This window comes from Streptomyces sp. NPDC059010 (assembly GCF_042740355.1).
In the GTDB taxonomy this organism is placed as follows: Bacteria; Actinomycetota; Actinomycetes; order Streptomycetales; family Streptomycetaceae; genus Streptomyces.
This window is the reverse complement of record NZ_JBHYJA010000004.1, coordinates 211,593-229,241: the sequence shown is the minus strand read 5'-3', so window position 1 is coordinate 229,241 and position 17,649 is coordinate 211,593. Positions and strand designations below refer to the sequence as shown.

The window sequence follows — 17,649 nt, the reverse complement described above, 5'->3', positions numbered from 1 at the left end:
GTCGAGATGAGCTCTTCCGCCGTCCCTCGGCTGGTCGTCGCCGCGCCTTCCTCGGGCAGTGGCAAGACCACCGTCGCCACGGGGTTGATGGCCGCGTTCGCCGCGCGGGGACTTGCCGTGTCCCCGCACAAGGTGGGGCCGGACTACATCGATCCCGGGTATCACGCGCTCGCGAGCGGGCGGGTGGGGCGGAATCTCGACGCGTATCTGTGCGGGCCGGAGCTGGTCGGGCCGTTGTTCCTGCACGGGGCGCGCGGATGCGACGTCGCCGTGGTCGAGGGCGTCATGGGGCTGTACGACGGGGCCGCCGGGGAAGGTGAACTGGCGTCCACCGCCCATGTGGCGAAACTGCTGCGGGCGCCGGTCGTGCTGGTGGTGGACGCGTCGTCGCAGTCCCGGTCGGCGGCGGCGCTCGTGCATGGCTTCGCGTCCTGGGATCCGCAGGTGCGGGTCGGGGGCGTGATCCTCAACAAGGTCGCGTCGGACCGGCACGAGGAGCTGCTGCGGGAGGCGTTGGACTCGGCGGGGGTGCCGGTGCTGGGGGTGCTGCGTCGGGCGGCCCAGGTGGACACGCCGTCACGGCATCTCGGGTTGGTGCCGGTCGCGGAACGGCACGCTGCCGCTGTGGAGGCCGTGGCGGCGATGGGGGCGCAGGTCGAGGCGGGGTGTGATCTGGAGGCGTTGCTGGGGCTGGCGCGCAGTGCGGGTGCGTTGTCGTGTGCGGCTTGGGATGCGGCTGAGGTCCTGGCTTCTTCGCCCCCGCCGCCCCTTCCCGTCCCGACCCCGGGGGCTGCCGCCCCCGGACCCCCGCTTCGGCCCGAAGGGCGTCGTCCTCGAACGCCGGACGGGCTGGGTGATGCCGACCGGGGCTCAGAAGTGAGGGTTGCCCTCGCCGGCGGGCCCGCGTTCACCTTCTCCTACGCCGAGCACGCCGAACTGCTCACCGCCGCCGGTGCCGAAGTCGTCCCCTTCGATCCCCTCCGGGACGAGCGACTGCCCGACGGCACCCGTGGCCTGGTGATCGGCGGCGGCTTCCCCGAGGTGTACGCCTCCGAGCTGTCCGCCAACGAACCCCTCCGCAAGGCCGTTGCCGCTCTCGTGGAGGGCGGCGCTCCCGTCGCCGCCGAGTGCGCCGGGCTGCTCTATCTGTGCCGCGAGCTGGACGGGCAGCCGATGTGCGGGGTGCTCGATGCCACTGCCCGGATGAGCGAGCGGCTCACGCTCGGGTACCGGGATGCGGTGGCCGTCAGCGACAGCTCGCTCGCGGTCGCGGGGACGCGGATGCGGGCGCACGAGTTTCATCGGACCGTCGTCGAGCCCGGCTCGGGGGCGGCGCCCGCCTGGGGGGTCAGGTCCCCCCAGCGGCGGGTCGAAGGTTTCGTACAGCAGGGCGTGCACGCGAGTTATCTGCACACGCACTGGGCCGCCGAGCCCGGTGTCGCCCGTCGGTTCGTGGAGAGGTGCCGGACGTCATGAGCAGCAGGTTGATCGGAGTCGGGGTGGGTCCCGGCGATCCGGAGCTGGTGACCGTGAAGGGCGTCAACGCGCTGCGTGCCGCCGATGTCGTCGTCGTACCCGTCATGGACAGCGGGGAACGGGGGCGGGCCGAGGCGACCGTGCTGCACTACGTGCCCGAGGAGAAGGTCGTACGGGTCGTGTTCGCGCTGAACGAGCGCACCGACCGGGCGCGGCGCGAGGCCGCCTGGGACGCGGCGGGCGAGCGGGTCGCCGGGCTGCTGGCGGAGCACCGCGCCGTCGCCTTCGCCACCATCGGCGACCCCAACGTGTACTCGACGTTCACGTATCTCGCCCAGACCATCGGCGAGCTGGCGCCCGGCACCGTCGTGGAGACCGTGCCCGGCATCACCGCCATGCAGGATCTCGCCGCGCGTTCCGGCGCGGTCCTCACCGAGGGGACGGAGCCGCTCACGCTGGTGCCCGTCACCGCCGGCTCGGCCGTGCTGAAGGACGCGCTCGCCGGGCCCGGCACCGTCGTCGCCTACAAGTTCGGTCGGCAGGCGGCCGAGGTCGCCGAGGCGCTGCGGGAGACCGGGCGGATCGACGACGCGGTGTGGGGGTCGGCGCTGGGGCTCACGGAGGAGTCGATCCGGCCGGCCGCCGAGCTCGACGACACCCCGCTGCCCTATCTCTCGACCCTCATCGCACCCGCCCGGCGCGACGGCGGCCGGGGCGGCAAGCTCTGACGTCCGCCCCCGCACCCACCAACCCCCCGTACCTGTAGGAGAGGACCGAATCCCCATGGCCGATGCCCCCACCGGCAAGGTGACCTTCGTCGGTGCCGGCCCCGGCGCCGCCGATCTGCTGACGTTCCGTGCCGCGCGTGCCATCGCCGAGGCCGACGTGGTGATCTGGGCGGCCAGCCTGGTCCAGGCGGAGGTCCTGCAGCACGCGCGTGAGGACGCCGAGGTCCTCGACTCGGCGACCATGTCCCTCGAAGACGTCATCGCCGTGTACGAGCGGGCCCTGGCCCAGGGCCTGCGTGTCGCCCGTATCCACTCCGGCGACCCCGCCCTGTGGGGCGGCACCCAGGAGCAGCTCGACCGGTGTGCCTCGATCGGCATCGCGACCGAGGTCGTGCCGGGTGTCTCCGCCTTCTCGGCCGTCGCCGCTCTCGCCCAGCGGGAGCTGACGATTCCCGAGGTCGCCCAGTCGGTCGTGCTCACCCGGCTCGGCGGCGGCAAGACGCCGATGCCGCCCGGGGAGGAGGTCAGGGAGTTCGCCAAGCACGGCACCACCATGGCGATCTTCCTGTCGGCCGCCCGCAGCGGGCAGCTGGTGCGGGAGTTGCTGGAGGGCGGGTATCCGACGTCCACGCCGGTCGTGGTCGCGTACCAGGCGACCTGGCCGGAGGAGCTCGTCGTGCGGTGCACCATCGGCACGTTGGAGGAGACCGTCAAGGAGCACAAGCTCTGGAAGCACACCCTGTTCCTGGTCGGCCCGGCCCTCGACGCCCAGGGCACCCGATCGCACCTCTACCACCCCGGTCACTTCCACGGGTACCGCAAGGCCGACCCGGAGGCCCGCCGGGCGCTGCGTGAACGAGGGGCGAGTTCATGATCTCCGGCCGGCCGATCACGGTCGTCGGTACGGGGACGGGGGCGCCGCCCGACCAGGACGTCCTCGCCGATGCCGAGCTGGTCGTCGGCGGGCGGCGGCATCTGGACGCCGTACGGCTTCCGGAGGGGGCGGAGCAGGTCGTGCTCGGGGCGCTCGCGCCCGCCCTGGACACCATTGAGGAGTACGTCGCGAAGGACCGGCCGGTCGTGGTGCTGGCCTCCGGTGACCCCGGGTTCTTCGGGATCGTGCGGGCGCTCGGCGAGCGGTTCGGGCCGGAGCGGCTGCAGGTGCGGCCCGGGGTGTCGTCCGTGGCCACCGCGTTCGCGCGGCTGGGGCTGACCTGGGACGACGCGGTCGTCGTCAGCGCGCACGGCCGGGATCCGCGGACCGCCGTCAACGTCTGCCGGGCCCATCCCAAGGTGGCCGTGCTGACCGGGCCGGGCGCCGGGCCCGCCGACCTGGGCGCGGCGCTGCGCAACACCGGGCGTGTGCTGGTCGTCGCCTCCGCTCTGGGTGATCCGGAACGCGAGCGCGTGGAGCGGGTCTCCCCCGCCGAGGCCGCGGCCCGCGACTGGGGTACGGCGGTGAGCGTGGTGCTCTGCCTGGACGAGACGCGGGCCCTCGGTCCGGTGCGGACGCTCGCGGGGCCGGACGTACGGCCCGCCGGCTGGGCCCTGGACGAGGCCGGCTTCGCGCACCGCGACTCGATGATCACCAAGTTCGAGGTACGGGCGCTGGCGCTGGCCCGGCTGGGTCCGCGGCTCGGCGATCTGGTGTGGGACGTCGGCGCGGGCTCCGGCTCGGTGGCCGTGGAGTGCGCCCGGCTCGGGGCGGCGGCCGTCGCCGTCGAGAAGGCGCCCGACGGGGTGGAGCGGATCCACGCCAACGCCGCCTCGCACGGCGTGGACGTGCACGTGGTGCACGGTACGGCGCCGGACGCGCTGGCGGACCTCGCCGACGACCCCGACGCCGTGTTCGTGGGCGGCGGGGGGCGCGAACTGCCCGCCATCGTCGGCGCCTGCGCGCGGCGCGCCCGGCGCACGGTGGTCGTGGCGATGGCCGCGCTCGACCGGGTGCCGGCCGCGCGGGAGGCCCTGACGAGTGCCGGGTTCTCCTGCGACGGGGTGCTGTTGCAGTCGTCCCGGCTCGCGCCGCTGCCGGGGGACGTGACCCGGCTCGCGGCGACCAATCCGGTTTTCCTGCTGTGGGGCGTGCGGCCTCAAGCCTGTTCTGAAGGAGATGCCCAGTGATCGGCCTCATTTCCGCCACCGCGGCGGGGGCGGCGGCGCGGGACCGGCTGGCCGTGGCGTGGCCGGACCGCACGCGCGTGTACGACGGTCCCGTCAAGGACGCCGTGCGGCGGGCGTTCGCCGAGTGCGAGCAGTTGGTGTGCTTCCTGGCCACGGGGGCGGTCGTCCGTCTGATCGCCCCGCTGCTCGGGGACAAGGCGAGCGACCCGGGTGTGGTGTGCGTCGACGAGAGTGGGCGGTTCGCCGTGTCGCTGGTCGGCGGACACGGCGGCGCCAATGAACTCGCCCGGGAGATCGGGGAGTTGCTCGGCGCCGAGCCCGTGGTGACGACCGCGACCGATGCCGTGGGGGTGCCCGGCCTCGACACGCTCGGGTTCCCGGTGGAGGGCGATGTCGCCGCCGTCTCGCGGGCTCTGCTCGACGGTGAGCCGGTGGCTCTGCGGGCCGAGCTCGACTGGCCCCTGCCGCCGCTGCGGGTCGGCGCGGAAGGCTCGTACGTGATCCGGCTGACGGACCGGCTGGCCGAGCCCGCCGAGCGCGAGGTCGTGCTGCGTCCGCCGTCCCTCGTCGTCGGTGTCGGCGCCTCCAAGGGTGCCCCGGCGGACGAGGTGCTCGGGCTGGTCGAGAGCGCGCTGCGGGACGCCGGCCTCTCCCCCGCGTCCCTCGCCGAGCTCGCCACCGTCGACGCCAAGGCCGACGAGCCCGGCATCGTGGAGGCCGCCGCACGGCTCGGCGTCCCCCTGGTCACCCACTCCGCCGAGGAGCTGGCGGCCGTCGAGGTCCCCAACCCCTCCGACGCGCCCCTCGCCGCCGTGGGCACCCCCTCGGTCGCCGAGGCCGCCGCACTGGTGCGCGGTGGTGAACTCCTCGTCCCCAAGCGGAAGTCGGAGCGCGCCGACGGACAGCCCGCGATGGCGACCTGTGCCGTCGTACGGCGCCCCGGGCGCGGGCGGCTCGCGGTGGTCGGACTCGGGCCGGGCGCCCGGGATCTGCTGACGCCCCGCGCGAAGGCCGAACTCCAGGGCGCCTCCGTGCTGGTCGGCCTCGACCAGTACGTCGACCAGATCCGCGATCTGCTGCGCCCCGGCACCCGGATCCTGGAGTCGGGGCTCGGCGCCGAGGAGGAGCGGGCCCGGACGGCGGTCGCGGAGGCCCGCAAGGGTCAGACGGTCGCGCTGATCGGCAGCGGGGACGCGGGCGTGTACGCCATGGCGTCCCCCGCGCTCGCCGAGGCGTCCGACGACATCGACGTGATCGGCGTACCAGGTGTGACGGCGGCCTTGGCGGCCGCCGCGATCCTCGGTGCGCCGCTCGGGCACGACCATGTGTCGATCAGCCTCTCCGACCTGCACACTCCGTGGGAGGTCATCGAGCGGCGGGTGCGGGCGGCGGCCGAGGCGGACATCGTGGTCACCTTCTACAACCCCCGCTCCCGGGGCCGCGACTGGCAGCTGCCCAAGGCCCTCGCGATCCTCGCCGAGCACCGGACGGCGACGACGCCGGTCGGGGTCGTACGGAACGCGTCGCGGCCGGACGAGTCCAGTCGGCTCACGACACTGGGCTCCCTGGACCCGGCGACGGTCGACATGATGACGGTCGTGACCGTCGGCAACACGGCGACCCGGGACATCGCCGGGCGCATGGTGACGCCGCGCGGCTACCGCTGGCAGGCATCGCAGGAGGGCCCGAGGTGAACCGAGTCGTCCATCCGATCGAGGTGGAGTCCTACCGGCGCATGCGTGCCCGGCTGGACACCTCGCACTTCCCGCCGCTGACCCGGGCGGTCGTGGAGCGGGTCGTCCACTCCGCCGCCGACCTCGACTACGCGTCCGATCTCGTCATGGACGAGGGCGAGTTGGCGAAGGCGCACGTGGCGCTGCACTCCGGGGCGCCGGTGGTCGTCGACGTCGAGATGGTGGCGGCCGGGATCACCCGGCGCGAGACCGTCTGCCGGCTGAAGGACGCCGTGGCCGGTCCCGGGCTGACGCGTTCGGCGCAGGCCATCCGGCTCGCGTACGAGCAGGTCGGCCCGGGTGCCCTCTGGGTGATCGGCAACGCGCCGACCGCCCTGGAGGAGCTGCTCACCCTGGACGCCGCCCCGGCCCTCGTCATCGGTCTGCCCGTCGGCTTCGTCGGCGCGGTCGAGTCCAAGGCCGCGTTGCGCGAGAGCGGGCTGCCCGCCGTGAGCAACGTGTCCGAGAAGGGCGGTTCGGCGGTCGCCTCCGCCGCCCTCAACGCCCTGCTGTACCACCCGTACCACCCCGCATCCCACTCCGAGGAGAAATCGTGACCACCCCGCCGCCCGCCCTGCTCATCGCCGGTCACGGCACCCGGGACGACGCCGGGGCCGAGGCGTTCCGCGACTTCGTACGGGAGTTGGGGCGCCGCAACCCCGAACTGCCCGTCGCGGGCGGCTTCATCGAACTGTCCCCGCCGCCGCTGGGCGACGCCGTCACCGAGCTGGTCGAGCGGGGCGTACGCCGTTTCGCCGCCGTGCCGCTGATGCTGGTGTCCGCCGGGCACGCCAAGGGCGACATCCCGGCCGCGCTGGCCCGCGAGAAGGAGCGGCACCCGGGGATCTCGTACACCTACGGCCGCCCGCTGGGCCCGCATCCCTCGCTGCTGTCCGTCCTGGAGCGGCGGCTCGAAGAGGCGCTCGGCACCGGCGGCAACCGCACGCCCGGCGACCGGGCCGATGTCACCGTGCTGCTGGTCGGGCGCGGCTCGACCGACCCGGACGCCAACGCCGAGGTGCACAAGGCGGCGCGGCTGCTGTGGGAGGGGCGCGGTTACGCGGGCGTGGAGACGGCGTTCGTGTCGCTGGCGGCGCCGGACGTGCCGAGCGGCCTGGACCGGTGCGTGAAGCTGGGGGCGCGGAAGATCGTCGTCCTGCCCTACTTCCTCTTCACCGGCATCCTGCCGGACCGGGTTCGGCAGCAGACGGAGGGCTGGGCGGAGGCGCACCCGGAGGTCGAGGTGTTCTCGGCGGACGTCATCGGTCCGGAGCCGGAGCTGCTCGACCTGGTGATGGAGCGGTACGAGGAGGCCGTCAAGGGCGATCTGCGGATGAACTGCGACTCGTGTGTGTACCGCATCGCGCTGCCCGGCTTCGAGGACAAGGTCGGCCTGCCGCAGCAGCCGCACTTCCACCCGGACGACGACGGCCACCACCACGGACACCACCATCACGGCGCCCACTCCCATGCCCACTGAGGGCGCGCACGACCTGCGCCACCACGGCGACGCCGAGGTCCGTGACGACGGCTCGGCGCTCGTCGACCTCGCCGTGAACGTCCGCGCGGACACACCGCCCGCGTGGCTGCGGGAGCGGATAGCCGAGTCGCTGGGCTCCCTCGCCGCCTACCCGGACGGGCGGGCGGCGCGGGCGGCGGTGGCGGCGCGGCACGGGCTGCCGGTGGAGCGGGTGCTGCTGACGGCGGGGGCGGCGGAGGCGTTCGTGCTGCTCGCCCGCGCCCTGAAGGTGCGCCGGCCGGTGGTCGTGCACCCGCAGTTCACGGAGCCGGAGGCCGCCCTGCGGGACGCCGGGCACACCGTCGACCGGGTGCTGCTGCGGGAGGAGGACGGGTTCCGGCTCGACCCGGCGGCCGTCCCCGAGGAGGCCGACCTGGTGGTGATCGGCAACCCGACCAACCCGACGTCGGTACTGCACCCGGCCGCCTCCCTCGCCCGACTCGCCCGTCCCGGGCGGACGTTGGTGGTGGACGAGGCGTTCATGGACGCGGTACCGGGCGAGCGGGAGGCGCTGGCGGGGCGGACGGACGTGCCGGGGCTGGTCGTGCTCCGCAGTCTGACCAAGACCTGGGGGCTGGCCGGCCTGCGGATCGGCTACGTCCTCGCCGCCCCGGACACCATCGCCGACCTGGAGCGCGCCCAGCCCCTGTGGCCGGTCTCCACACCCGCGCTCACCGCCGCCGAGACCTGTGTGTCACCACGGGCCCTGGCGGAGGCGGCCCACGCGGCCCACCGCATCGCCGCCGACCGGGCCCATCTCGTCGCGGGGCTCGGCGCGTTCGCCGCGGCCGGGCTCCGGGTCGTCGAGCCGGCCGAGGGTCCCTTCGTCCTCGTACGACTGCCCGGGGCGGCCGAGGTACGACGGCGTCTGCGCGACCTCGGGTACGCGGTCCGGCGTGGTGACACCTTCCCCGGGCTGGGCGAGGAGTGGCTGCGGCTGGCGGTGCGGGACCGGGCTACGGTCAGGCGGTTCCTGACCGCACTGGAGCGGGCGCTGGACCCGGCGGATCGCTGAGCCGGGCCGCCCGCTCATGGGCGCCCCGGCTCAGCCGGGGCAGCCGTCCCCGGTGCCGCTGTCCCTCGCCGCTCAGGCCTTCCGGCGGTGTGCCAGTGCCACCGCTCCGCCGCCCGCCACGAGGAGGGCGAGTGCGCCGCCCGCGATGTACGGCGTCATGGAGTTGCCGCCGGTCTCCGCGAGACCGTCGTCGGCGGCCTCGCCCTGGGGCTTCACACCGTCGGCCGGGTCGGTGCCGGTGCTCGGGGCGCCGCTCGGGTCGGTCTGCTGCGCGGCCCCGGCCGGGGTCTCGCAGGTCGCCTCGGCCAGGGTCAGGGTGCCCTGGACGTCGGCGACGTTCAGCTTCAGCGGGTTGACCGAGACCTTGAGTTCGAGGGCGGTGGCGGCGGCCGTACGCGACGTGGTCTGCGTCTTGGAGTAGTCCAGCCGCACGTCGCCGACGCCGGGCACCTCGACGTCGGTGGTGCCGCCCGCGGTCAGCGTGACCTTCTTGCCCAGCACGGTGACATCGCCGAGCAGGTTGGACGAGGCGGTCGGCGTCTTCCCGGCCTCGCAGGTCGCCTTGGAGGTGACCTGGCCGACCTCGATGAGCGAGAGGAGCGGCAGACCGGGCAGGTGGACCTTGGCGTGGGTGAGGTTGGTGTACCCCTCCGCCTTGCCGCCCTCGACGGTCGCCTTCGACTTGGCGACCTCGGCGTTCAGCACGTTGAAGGACCGGCCGCCGTCGACGCCGTTCAACTGGGCCGTCAGCGTCGCCTTTTCGGCGCTCTGCGGCGCCTGGACCTCGTTCAGGGAGACCGCGAGCGGGACGTTCACGGTCTTGTTGAGCAGGGAGACGTCGAGCCCGGTACGCAGCACGACGGCGCTGGCGCGGCCCTCGTCACCGGTCGCGTGGGCGGTGCCGGCGGCGCCCAGCACCGCGGGACCTGTGGTCAGGGCGGCGGCCGTCGCGACGCCGGCGAGACGGCGTGCGGGCAGGCGGAAGTTCTTGCCGTTCAAGGTGGGGACCCCTCGGAGGAGACTTGCTCGGGACCTGCCAAGAATCGCGCATACGGGATGCCCGGTCAGCATCCTGCCGTGAGTTCACCCCTACGTGTGTTTCCCGTGCAGGTTTTCGAACCCCGGGGCACGCACGTTCTCCACAGTCACAGGCGCAACGGGCGCCTCAGCCCACGATCTTCCCGTTCAGGACGATACGTCGAGGCGCCGCCAGCACCCGTACGTCGGCCCGCGGGTCGGTCTCGTACACCACGAGGTCCGCCGCGGCCCCCTCCTCCAGGCCCGGTCGGCCGAGCCAGGTCCGGGCCGCCCAGGTGGTCGCCGCGAGGGCCTCGACGGCAGGGATGCCCGCGGTGACCAGTTCCGACACCTCGGCCGCCACCAGACCGTGCGGCAGGGTGCCGCCCGCGTCCGTGCCGACGAAGACCGGGATACCGGCGTCGTAGGCGGAGCGGACGGTGTCGTAGCGGCGTTCGTGGAGGCGGCGGATATGCGCCGACCACTGCGGGAACTTGGACTCGCCGCCGTCGGCCAGCTTGGGGAAGGTCGCGATGTTCACCAGGGTGGGGACGATGGCCACCCCCCGCTCGGCGAACAGCGGGATCAGATCGTCCGTGAGGCCCGTCGCGTGCTCGATGCAGTCGATGCCCGCCTCGACCAGGTCCCTCAGCGAGCTCTCGGCGAAGCAGTGCGCGGTGACCCGGGCGCCCAGCCGGTGGGCCTCGGCGATGCCCGCCTCGACCGCCTCGCGCGGCCAGCTGGGGGCCAGGTCGCCGAGGTCGCGGTCGATCCAGTCGCCGACCAGCTTGACCCAGCCGTCACCGCGCCGGGCCTCCTGGGCGACGTAGGCGACCAGGTCCGCCGGCTCGATCTCGTGGGCGTAGCCGCGGATGTAGCGGCGGGTACGGGCGATGTGCCGGCCGGCCCTGATGATCTTCGGCAGGTCGTCGCGGTCGTCGACCCAGCGGGTGTCGGAGGGCGAACCGGCGTCCCGGATCAGCAGGGTGCCCGCCTCGCGGTCGGTGAGCGCCTGCTTCTCCGCGACGTCGTCGGCCACCGGGCCGTGCGCGCCGAGGCCGACATGGCAGTGCGCGTCGACGAGGCCGGGCAGGGCCCAGCCCTCGACGCTGCGGGTGTCGTCTGCACGGGCCGGCCGGTCGTAGGTGATGCGGCCGTCGACCACCCACAGCTCGTCGTGGATGTCGTCCGGTCCGACGAGCACCCGCCCCTTTACATGCAACACCGCCTGATCGCTCATGCCACGCACGATAGTTCGTCGGCTGCGGGTCCGTTGTGGCTGGTCGCGCCCACGCGGCGGAGCCGCATGTCGATACAGCCCCGCGCCCCTAGGGGGCGTTGTCCTCCTCCTCGACCTCGGCCATCGCCGGGTCCAGGAGCCGTGACAGGAAGTGGCGGGTGCGTTCGTGCTGGGGGGCGCCGATGACCTGGTCCGGGGTGCCGTCCTCGACGATCACGCCGCCGTCCATGAAGACGACCCGGTCGGCGACCTCGCGCGCGAAGGTCATCTCATGGGTGACGACCATCATCGTCATGCCCTCGTGGGCGAGCATGCGCATGACGGCGAGGACGTCCCCGACCAGCTCGGGGTCCAGCGCGGACGTCGGCTCGTCGAACAGCATCACCTGGGGGCCCATGGCGAGGGCGCGGGCGATGGCGACGCGCTGCTGCTGGCCGCCGGAGAGGGACGCCGGGTACGCGGTCGCCTTCTCCGCGAGGCCCACCCGCTCCAGGTTCTCGGCGGCGACCTTGGCCGCGGTGGCCTTGTTGCGCCGCAGGACCCGGCGCTGCGGCAGCGCGAGGTTCTCGGTCACCGTGAGGTGCGGGAACAGGTTGAACTGCTGGAAGACCATGCCGATACGGCGGCGTACGGCGTCGATGTCGACGTCCGGGTCGGTGAGCTCGGTGCCGCCGACGAAGACCTGGCCCTTGGTGGGCTCCTCCAGCAGGTTCACGCAGCGCAGCAGCGTCGACTTGCCGGAGCCGGACGGGCCGATGACACAAACGACCTCGCCCTGCTTGATCTCCAGGTCGATGCCGCGCAGCACCTGGTTGTCGCCGAAGGACTTGTGCAGGTCACGGACCTGGATCTCTGCCCTGGTACTCACTTGACGGCCTCCTGGGCCTTCGCCTCCATACGGCGTACGACGAAGCCGAGCGGGATCGTGACCAGCAGATAGCACAGGCCCGCGACCAGGATCGGCGTGGAGTTGGCGGTGGTGCTGGCCAGGTCGCGGCCGAACTTGGACAGTTCGCGCTCCTCCAGCGTGACACCGAGGAGCAGCACGAGGGAGGAGTCCTTGAAGAGGATGATGAACTCGTTCGTCATCGGCGGGAGGATGATCCGGAACGCCTGCGGGATGATGATCGAGATCATGGCCCGTGCGGGCGAGAAGCCGAGCGAACGGGCCGCCTCCATCTGCCCCTTGGGCACCGCCTGGATGCCGGCCCGGAAGGTCTCCGCCAGGTAGGCGGCGCCGACCAGGCCGAGCGCGATGGCGGCCTTGCCGTAGGTGCCGCCGACGATCTCCGTGCCCGGGAAGGCCAGGGGGATCGCCACGCCGATGAAGATGAAGATCAGCAGGGCGGGCAGGCCCCGGAAGATCTCGATGTAGACGCCCGCCACCCAGCGGTACGGTCCGACGGACGACAGGCGCATCAGCGCCAGCACCAGTCCGAGTACCAGGGCGAAGACGAACCCGGACACGGTGTAGAGCACCGTGTTCTTCAACGCCAGCGTGATGACGTCCGGGAACATCTGCCGCGCGACGTCCTCCTGCGCGAACTGGTTCTGCAGCCGGTCCCAGTCGGCCGCGAACGCGAAGGCGATCACGGCCGCGACGAAGACGACGTACTGGATGCCGCGCGACAGACGGCGCTTCTGACGCCGGGTCAGGCCCTTTTTCTTCGGCTGGAGTTGTGCGTCGGTGTCGGTCATCGGTCAGGAGGAGGCCGGAGCGGGGGAGGCGGCGGACTCGTCGTACGGGCCGATCCACTTCTCGTACAGCTTCTTGTACGTGCCGTCGGCCTTGGCGTCCTTGATCGCCTTGTTGATGGCCTCGCGGAGCTTGTCGTTGCCCTTCTTCACCGTGACGCCGTACTGCTCACCGGTGTTGACCTGCTCGGCGACCTCGAAGGCGGCCGCGTTGGCCTTGTCCTTCAGCCAGCCCTGGACGACCGGGTAGTCGATGACGACGGCCTCGACCTGGCCGGTGCGCAGGCCGTTGAGCACGGCGTCGGAGGACTCGAAGGAGACCGGGTCCAGGCCCTTGCTCTTGGCGTAGTCCTCACCGGTGGTCTGCGCCTGGGCGCCGACCTTCCTGCCCTTGAGGTCCGCGAAGGAGGAGATGCCGCTCTTCTTGTCGGCGAGGACGGCCTGGGTGGCCTCGAAGTACGGGTCCGAGAAGTCGACGTTCTTCTTGCGCTCCTCGGTGATGGTCATGCCGGCCGCGGCGAGGTCGCACTCGCCGGAGTTCAGGAACGCACCGGTCTTGAAGTTCTCGAAGGGCGTGTCGAGGATGTTCTGCTTCACGCCCAGGTCGTCGGCGACGAGGTCGATGAGGGAGACGTCGAAGCCCTGCACCTTGCCGTCGATCTCCGACTGGAAGGGCGGGTACGGCAGGTGGGTGCAGGTGGTGAGCTGGCCCGCCTTGACGAGCTCGACACCGCCGGCCGCGGTCTTCGTGCCGCCACCGCCGTTGTCGCTGGAGGTGCAGCCGGCCACGAGCACCAGCCCGGCCGTCGCGGTGGTGGCGGCCAGAACGCGGGTCCGGCGCCCGAGGGTCGTCTTCACGGGGGGCCTCCTGTCAGGGAACTGTGGGTTCCGATTATAAGGATGGGTTTGAGTGTCTCAAACCAAACCGATGGCCATGGAGTCGTTCTACCTAAGATCGGCGGAGTAGACCTCCACGAAGTACCCGAAGCGGCAGACCTCCACGAAGAAAGCGAGCGCTCTCCATGACCCACCCATTCCTCGATCTGCCTCCGTTGGACGCCGCGCGCTTCGCCTCGATCGAGGACCGGGTGGCCCGGCTGCTCGACACCCGGCAGGACGTCGTGATCATGCAGGGTGAGGCGCTGCTGCCGCTGGAAGGGGCGATCCGGGGGACGGCCGGGCCCGGCACGACCGCGCTGAACGTGATCACCGGTCCGTACGGGCAGACCTTCGGGAACTGGCTGCGGGACTGCGGGGCGACCGTGATCGATCTGGCGGTGCCCTTCCATACGGCGGTCACGGCCGACCAGATCCGGGAGGCCTTCGCCGAGCATCCCGGGATCGACTTCGTGTCCCTGGTGCACGCGGAGGCTGCGACCGGCAACACCAATCCGGTCGCGGAGATCGGCGAGGTCGTGCGGGCGCACGGGGCGCTGTTCTACCTGGACGCGGTGGCGTCGATCGGGGCGGAGCCGGTGCTGCCGGACGCGTGGGGCGTGGACCTGTGCGTCATCGGGGCGCAGAAGGCGATGGGCGGTCCGGCCGGGGTGTCGGCGGTGTCGGTGAGCGAGCGGGCGTGGGCCGGGATGGCGGCGAATCCGGGGGCGCCCCGGCGGTCGTATCTGTCGCTGCTGGACTGGAAGGAGCGCTGGATCGACGGCGGGCGCAAGGCGCTGCTGCATGCGCCCGCGCAGCTGGAGATGCTGGCGCTGGAGGCTTGCGTGGAGCGGATCGAGGGGGACGGGCTCGCGTCGGCGATGGCGCGGCACCGGGCCGCCGCGGCCTCCGCCCGGGCCGGGGCGGTGGCTCTCGGCGGGGGGCTGGAGCCGTATGTGTACGAGGACCGGGAGGCCGCTCCGGTGGCCACGACGTTGCGGGCGCCGGTGGGGGTGGTGGCGTCGGAGGCGGTGGCTCGGGCGCTGGAGGTCGACCCCGTGGTGCCGCTCGCCGCGGGAAGCGGGGCGTTGGCCAAGGAGATGATCCGGGTCAATCACTACGGGGCGGATGCGACGGTGGGGGCCGTGCGGGCGAGTCTGGCGGCGCTGGGGACGGCGCTGGCGGAGCAGGGGCTGGCCGTGGATGTGGAGGGGGCGCTGCGGGCCGTCGAGGAGGCCTGGCGGTAGTCGTCCCCTGCTGAACCGGCGGGCGTCACTGGGCACCGGGCGGGACCTCGAAGAACCAGTCGGGGTGTGCGGGTGCCTCGTAGTCGGCGTCCAGCAGCACCTTGTCGACCCTGCTCTTGACCGCTGCGGCGCTGTTCCTCGCCCCGCCGATCTCGCGTATGGCGGTCCGGAAGAGGGTGAAGTCCCGCTGGTCCAGGGCCTTCTGGCAGTCCTGGCTGCCCTGCCGGGCCTGGGCGCCGAACTGCTGCCAGAGCAGCCGGGCCCGCAGGTCGGGGATCCGGAAGTAGGAGCCGTTCGCCCACTGCGCGACCTTGCCCAGGTTGACGCAGGCGGGGCGGACCGGGCTCAGGGCCTGCTTCAGGTCGGTCCAGTCGACGTCCTTGGCCGCCGCGATGGTGCGCAGCTCGTTGACGAAATGGTCGGCGTGGGCGTTGGCGTGCCAGATCAGGTAGTGCCCGCCGAGGCGGTACCAGGCGTGCACCTGCTCCGCCTTCCTGTCGGCGGACACCGGCGCGTCGGCGACGCCGCCCCACTGCTGCGTGGCGCGCTGGGCGGCGCTCGCGGTGACGATGCGGAGCTTCTGCCGCGCCTGGCCGACCGTTTCCACCGCGGCGATCCCCACGGCCACCGCGCAGAGCACGGACACGGTGACACGCCGGGCGCGCCGCGCCGATGGGCCTCTCCCGGGAGCGGCCGTCCGGGCAGGCCGGGCGGGGCGGGCAGGCCGGGCCGACCGCCACGCCCGGGACGCTCCCGCGCGAGCGCAGGCGGAGCCGGCTGCCGCGACGACGACTGCCGTGACGGCCCCCAGGACCAGGGTGCCGTTGACCAGGAAGAGAAACGCCGGCCCCAGCGACTGCCAGGGAGGCGTCCATGTGCAGCTGGACCCAAGGGTGTTCAGGGGCGCGACGCATCCGTCCGAGGAGGTGAGCAGGATCATCCCCGCGAGGCTCGGCAGGGCCGCCGTCTCGGCTGCGATCAGCGCGCCGAGCAGCCGGTAGGGACCGCTCCTCGCGACGGCCGTGATCGCCGCGACCGCTGTCGCCGACACCAGGGCCACGAGCAGCCAGGCCACATAGCTCCACGCGAACATGCCCCCGCGCTGCTCCGGGCCGGGCTGCCAGGTGTGCATGTACGCCTGCACACCCGCGACGGCGACCCAGCCCACGGCCCCGCCCAGCAGTCCCGGCAGCAGGACCCGGCGCAGCGGCGGAATCGCGTCCCCGGGTGCCGCCGCGCGGGCGCCGGTGCCCTGCAGGGCACCCTCGGCCCAGCGGGGCACGGCCGTGCGTGGGCCGGCCGCCCAGGCCAGCAGCGGCACCACCCAGAACACGGCGACCGCGGCAGGGACCAGGGGCAGCAGCAGTGTGCTCTGCACCGGGGGCATCACCGCGGTGATCGCGGACAGCATGGCCGGGTGACCGGTGAGGCGGCCGGGGAAGTCGTACAGCAGAGCCGCGTGCACCCCGTCAGAGGAGAACGAGAACCCGTTCGCGAACGGTCCCCCGACCTGTCCCCACCAGGCGAGCCAGCAGGACAGCAGCACGACGGCGGCCGCCAGGCTGACAAGGAGCACCGGCCGCAGGGTCCGTCCCCGCCAGGTCCTGGTCCACAGACGGGCGCACTGGGCCACCCACACGGCGTACACCACGCCGGCGCACACGACGAGCAGCAGGAACTGGGGGCGGGTCGGATACCACTCGGCACCCGAGCCGAAGCCGGTGATCAGGTTGCCGGCGGCCATCCCGGCGCCGAGCCACAGCCCGCTCCGCACACCCGAGGGCACGCGTTCCGACGTCAGGACGGCGTGCGCGACCTCCCGCCACAGCGCGATCCCGACCACCCCGGTGACCAGGACCGCCGACGCCAGGACGACGGCCTGGTTCAGCCATGCGCCGGCCACGTAGTACGGCGACAGGTAGTTCAGCACATGGAAGTCGATCAGTGCCGCCGCGGCGCCGGTCAGGAACATCGGCAGCGCGCGGATGCCGAACAGCGGCGCGGGATCGGCCAGGATGTCCCGGCGCAGTTCCCATCGCGGGTGGGTGCGCCACATGTCCAGGAACGACGCGAAGGCCCGCCGTCGCGTGCTGTCGGCGGGCGCCCGGTCGGCGGTGCCGACCCAGCCGCTCGGGTCGGCGCCCCAGCGCACCGCCGTCAGGTCGGCGTAGACCTCCCGGCTGTGCAGCACGTTCGATCGCGCGAGGTACACCAGCGCCACCAGCACGACGGGGAGCAGCACACCCCGCGTGGTCGTCGGCAGGTTGCTGCGCCAGTTCGACGCCCCGAACTCGATATAGGTCCCGTAGATCATGGCGCCCTCCCAGATCAGGTAGGGCACGAGCACCAGGGCGAGGAACACCCGCCACAGGGCGACGGTGACGTAGGTGATGGTCACGTCCCGGTTGGCGATGTGCGCGAGTTCATGCAGCAGGACCGCCCGGAAGCGCTGGGGCTCGCTGTTCCTTCCGGCGAGGAGGCCGCCGTGCAGGCACACGGTGGGACGGCCGTTGCGCCCGAACACGACCGCACCGGTCGAGAGCGCCGTCGGGTCGACGACCACCCGCGGTGTCCGGGCCAGCCCGGCCGTCGCCGCCAGGTCGGCGAGCAGCCCGCGGAGTTCGCCGTCACGGTCGACCGACTCCAGCGGCACGACCCGGCCGCCCCTGGCCTTCCAGGCCGGAAGGACGAGGAACAGCACGCCCGCCGCGCAGGACAGCAGGACCGGCCACCCGGCGGTCCCCCACCAGGGCGGCGGCGGGGCGTACTTGGCCATACAGGCCAGGTAGGGAACGGCCTGGCTGAGGGCACTGATCAGAGCGGGCCCGTTGCCGAGGTTGTCGGGATCCACTCCGGCGGCGAGATTGCAGCCCAGCCTGTCCCCGCTGCGCAGCGTGTCGACGACTGGCAGGATCATCGCGCCGCCGGCCGCCAGCATCAGGACCACCAGCATCGCGAAGCGCACGGTCGTGCCCACGC

General features: G+C 72.9%; 15 protein-coding genes. 9 read left to right on the top strand and 6 right to left on the bottom strand.

Going from position 1 to position 17,649, the window contains the following annotated elements; translation table 11 throughout:
• Positions 1–6: 6 nt before the first annotated feature.
• Genes ACFWYS_RS06005 through cobC form a run of 8 tightly spaced genes read left to right on the top strand, consistent with a single transcriptional unit; the run spans position 7 to position 8,595 of the window.
• A complete protein-coding gene (locus ACFWYS_RS06005) occupies positions 7–1,476 on the top strand; it encodes a cobyrinate a,c-diamide synthase (protein WP_384763924.1) in 1,470 nt (489 codons plus the stop codon).
• Positions 1,473–2,204 (top strand): precorrin-2 C(20)-methyltransferase, encoded by a 732-nt coding sequence (gene cobI, locus ACFWYS_RS06000; protein WP_384763921.1) that lies wholly within the window; start codon positions 1,473–1,475, stop codon positions 2,202–2,204. The genes ACFWYS_RS06005 and cobI overlap by 4 nt, the downstream gene beginning before the upstream one ends.
• Positions 2,205–2,259: 55 nt before the next feature.
• Positions 2,260–3,078 (top strand): precorrin-4 C(11)-methyltransferase, encoded by an 819-nt coding sequence (gene cobM, locus ACFWYS_RS05995; RefSeq protein WP_384763918.1) that lies wholly within the window; start codon positions 2,260–2,262, stop codon positions 3,076–3,078.
• Positions 3,075–4,328, top strand: coding sequence for a precorrin-6y C5,15-methyltransferase (decarboxylating) subunit CbiE (gene cbiE / locus ACFWYS_RS05990; RefSeq protein ID WP_384763916.1), 1,254 nt, complete (start codon positions 3,075–3,077; stop codon positions 4,326–4,328). Before cobM ends, cbiE begins: the two co-directional genes overlap by 4 nt.
• Positions 4,325–6,022: a precorrin-3B C(17)-methyltransferase gene (cobJ, locus tag ACFWYS_RS05985; protein ID WP_384763913.1), complete on the top strand. Its 1,698-nt coding sequence runs from the start codon at positions 4,325–4,327 to the stop codon at positions 6,020–6,022. The genes cbiE and cobJ overlap by 4 nt, the downstream gene beginning before the upstream one ends.
• Positions 6,019–6,618, top strand: coding sequence for a precorrin-8X methylmutase (locus ACFWYS_RS05980; protein WP_384763911.1), 600 nt, complete (start codon positions 6,019–6,021; stop codon positions 6,616–6,618). Before cobJ ends, ACFWYS_RS05980 begins: the two co-directional genes overlap by 4 nt.
• The gene (locus ACFWYS_RS05975; protein WP_384763908.1) at positions 6,615–7,541 is read left to right on the top strand and encodes a sirohydrochlorin chelatase; all 927 of its coding nucleotides are present in this window, start codon (positions 6,615–6,617) and stop codon (positions 7,539–7,541) included. The genes ACFWYS_RS05980 and ACFWYS_RS05975 overlap by 4 nt, the downstream gene beginning before the upstream one ends.
• Positions 7,531–8,595 carry an Rv2231c family pyridoxal phosphate-dependent protein CobC gene (cobC, locus tag ACFWYS_RS05970; RefSeq protein WP_384763905.1) on the top strand — a complete coding sequence of 355 codons (1,065 nt, stop codon included), beginning with the start codon at positions 7,531–7,533 and terminating at the stop codon, positions 8,593–8,595. Before ACFWYS_RS05975 ends, cobC begins: the two co-directional genes overlap by 11 nt.
• A 72-nt stretch (positions 8,596–8,667) precedes the next feature.
• Here the strand turns inward: cobC and ACFWYS_RS05965 are convergent, their stop codons facing one another.
• The 5 genes from ACFWYS_RS05965 to ACFWYS_RS05945 form a co-directional block, all read right to left on the bottom strand.
• On the bottom strand, positions 8,668–9,594 hold the full coding sequence (locus tag ACFWYS_RS05965; RefSeq protein ID WP_384763902.1) for an SCO1860 family LAETG-anchored protein: 927 nt from the start codon (positions 9,592–9,594) through the stop codon (positions 8,668–8,670).
• A 166-nt stretch (positions 9,595–9,760) separates the two neighbouring features.
• Complete coding sequence (locus tag ACFWYS_RS05960; RefSeq protein ID WP_384763899.1) at positions 9,761–10,852, bottom strand: amidohydrolase family protein; 1,092 nt, start codon at positions 10,850–10,852, stop codon at positions 9,761–9,763.
• Between the two features lie 88 nt (positions 10,853–10,940).
• On the bottom strand, positions 10,941–11,720 hold the full coding sequence (locus tag ACFWYS_RS05955) for an amino acid ABC transporter ATP-binding protein (RefSeq protein WP_384763896.1): 780 nt from the start codon (positions 11,718–11,720) through the stop codon (positions 10,941–10,943).
• Positions 11,717–12,550, bottom strand: a complete 834-nt coding sequence (locus tag ACFWYS_RS05950) for an amino acid ABC transporter permease (protein WP_384763893.1) — start codon at positions 12,548–12,550, stop codon at positions 11,717–11,719. The genes ACFWYS_RS05955 and ACFWYS_RS05950 overlap by 4 nt, the downstream gene beginning before the upstream one ends.
• A 3-nt stretch (positions 12,551–12,553) precedes the next feature.
• Positions 12,554–13,405, bottom strand: coding sequence for an ABC transporter substrate-binding protein (locus tag ACFWYS_RS05945; RefSeq protein WP_384763890.1), 852 nt, complete (start codon positions 13,403–13,405; stop codon positions 12,554–12,556).
• 164 nt (positions 13,406–13,569) lie between these two features.
• Here ACFWYS_RS05945 and ACFWYS_RS05940 point away from each other — a divergent pair, with 164 nt between their 5' ends.
• The gene (locus ACFWYS_RS05940; RefSeq protein WP_384763887.1) at positions 13,570–14,670 is read left to right on the top strand and encodes a pyridoxal-phosphate-dependent aminotransferase family protein; all 1,101 of its coding nucleotides are present in this window, start codon (positions 13,570–13,572) and stop codon (positions 14,668–14,670) included.
• A gap of 25 nt (positions 14,671–14,695) precedes the next feature.
• On the opposite strand, the gene ACFWYS_RS05935 is transcribed toward ACFWYS_RS05940, so the two are convergent.
• On the bottom strand, positions 14,696–17,647 hold the full coding sequence (locus tag ACFWYS_RS05935) for a M56 family metallopeptidase (protein WP_384763884.1): 2,952 nt from the start codon (positions 17,645–17,647) through the stop codon (positions 14,696–14,698).
• Positions 17,648–17,649 lie beyond the last annotated feature (2 nt).

Coding starts and splice junctions, on each gene's coding strand:
- cbiE (WP_384763916.1), top strand. CDS start 3,075: ATGATCTCCGGCCGGCCGATCACGGTCGTCGGTACGGGGACGGGGGCG.
- cobM (WP_384763918.1), top strand. CDS start 2,260: ATGGCCGATGCCCCCACCGGCAAGGTGACCTTCGTCGGTGCCGGCCCC.
- ACFWYS_RS06005 (WP_384763924.1), top strand. CDS start 7: ATGAGCTCTTCCGCCGTCCCTCGGCTGGTCGTCGCCGCGCCTTCCTCG.
- ACFWYS_RS05940 (WP_384763887.1), top strand. CDS start 13,570: ATGACCCACCCATTCCTCGATCTGCCTCCGTTGGACGCCGCGCGCTTC.
- cobI (WP_384763921.1), top strand. CDS start 1,473: ATGAGCAGCAGGTTGATCGGAGTCGGGGTGGGTCCCGGCGATCCGGAG.
- ACFWYS_RS05960 (WP_384763899.1), bottom strand. CDS start 10,852: ATGAGCGATCAGGCGGTGTTGCATGTAAAGGGGCGGGTGCTCGTCGGA.
- ACFWYS_RS05950 (WP_384763893.1), bottom strand. CDS start 12,550: ATGACCGACACCGACGCACAACTCCAGCCGAAGAAAAAGGGCCTGACC.
- cobC (WP_384763905.1), top strand. CDS start 7,531: ATGCCCACTGAGGGCGCGCACGACCTGCGCCACCACGGCGACGCCGAG.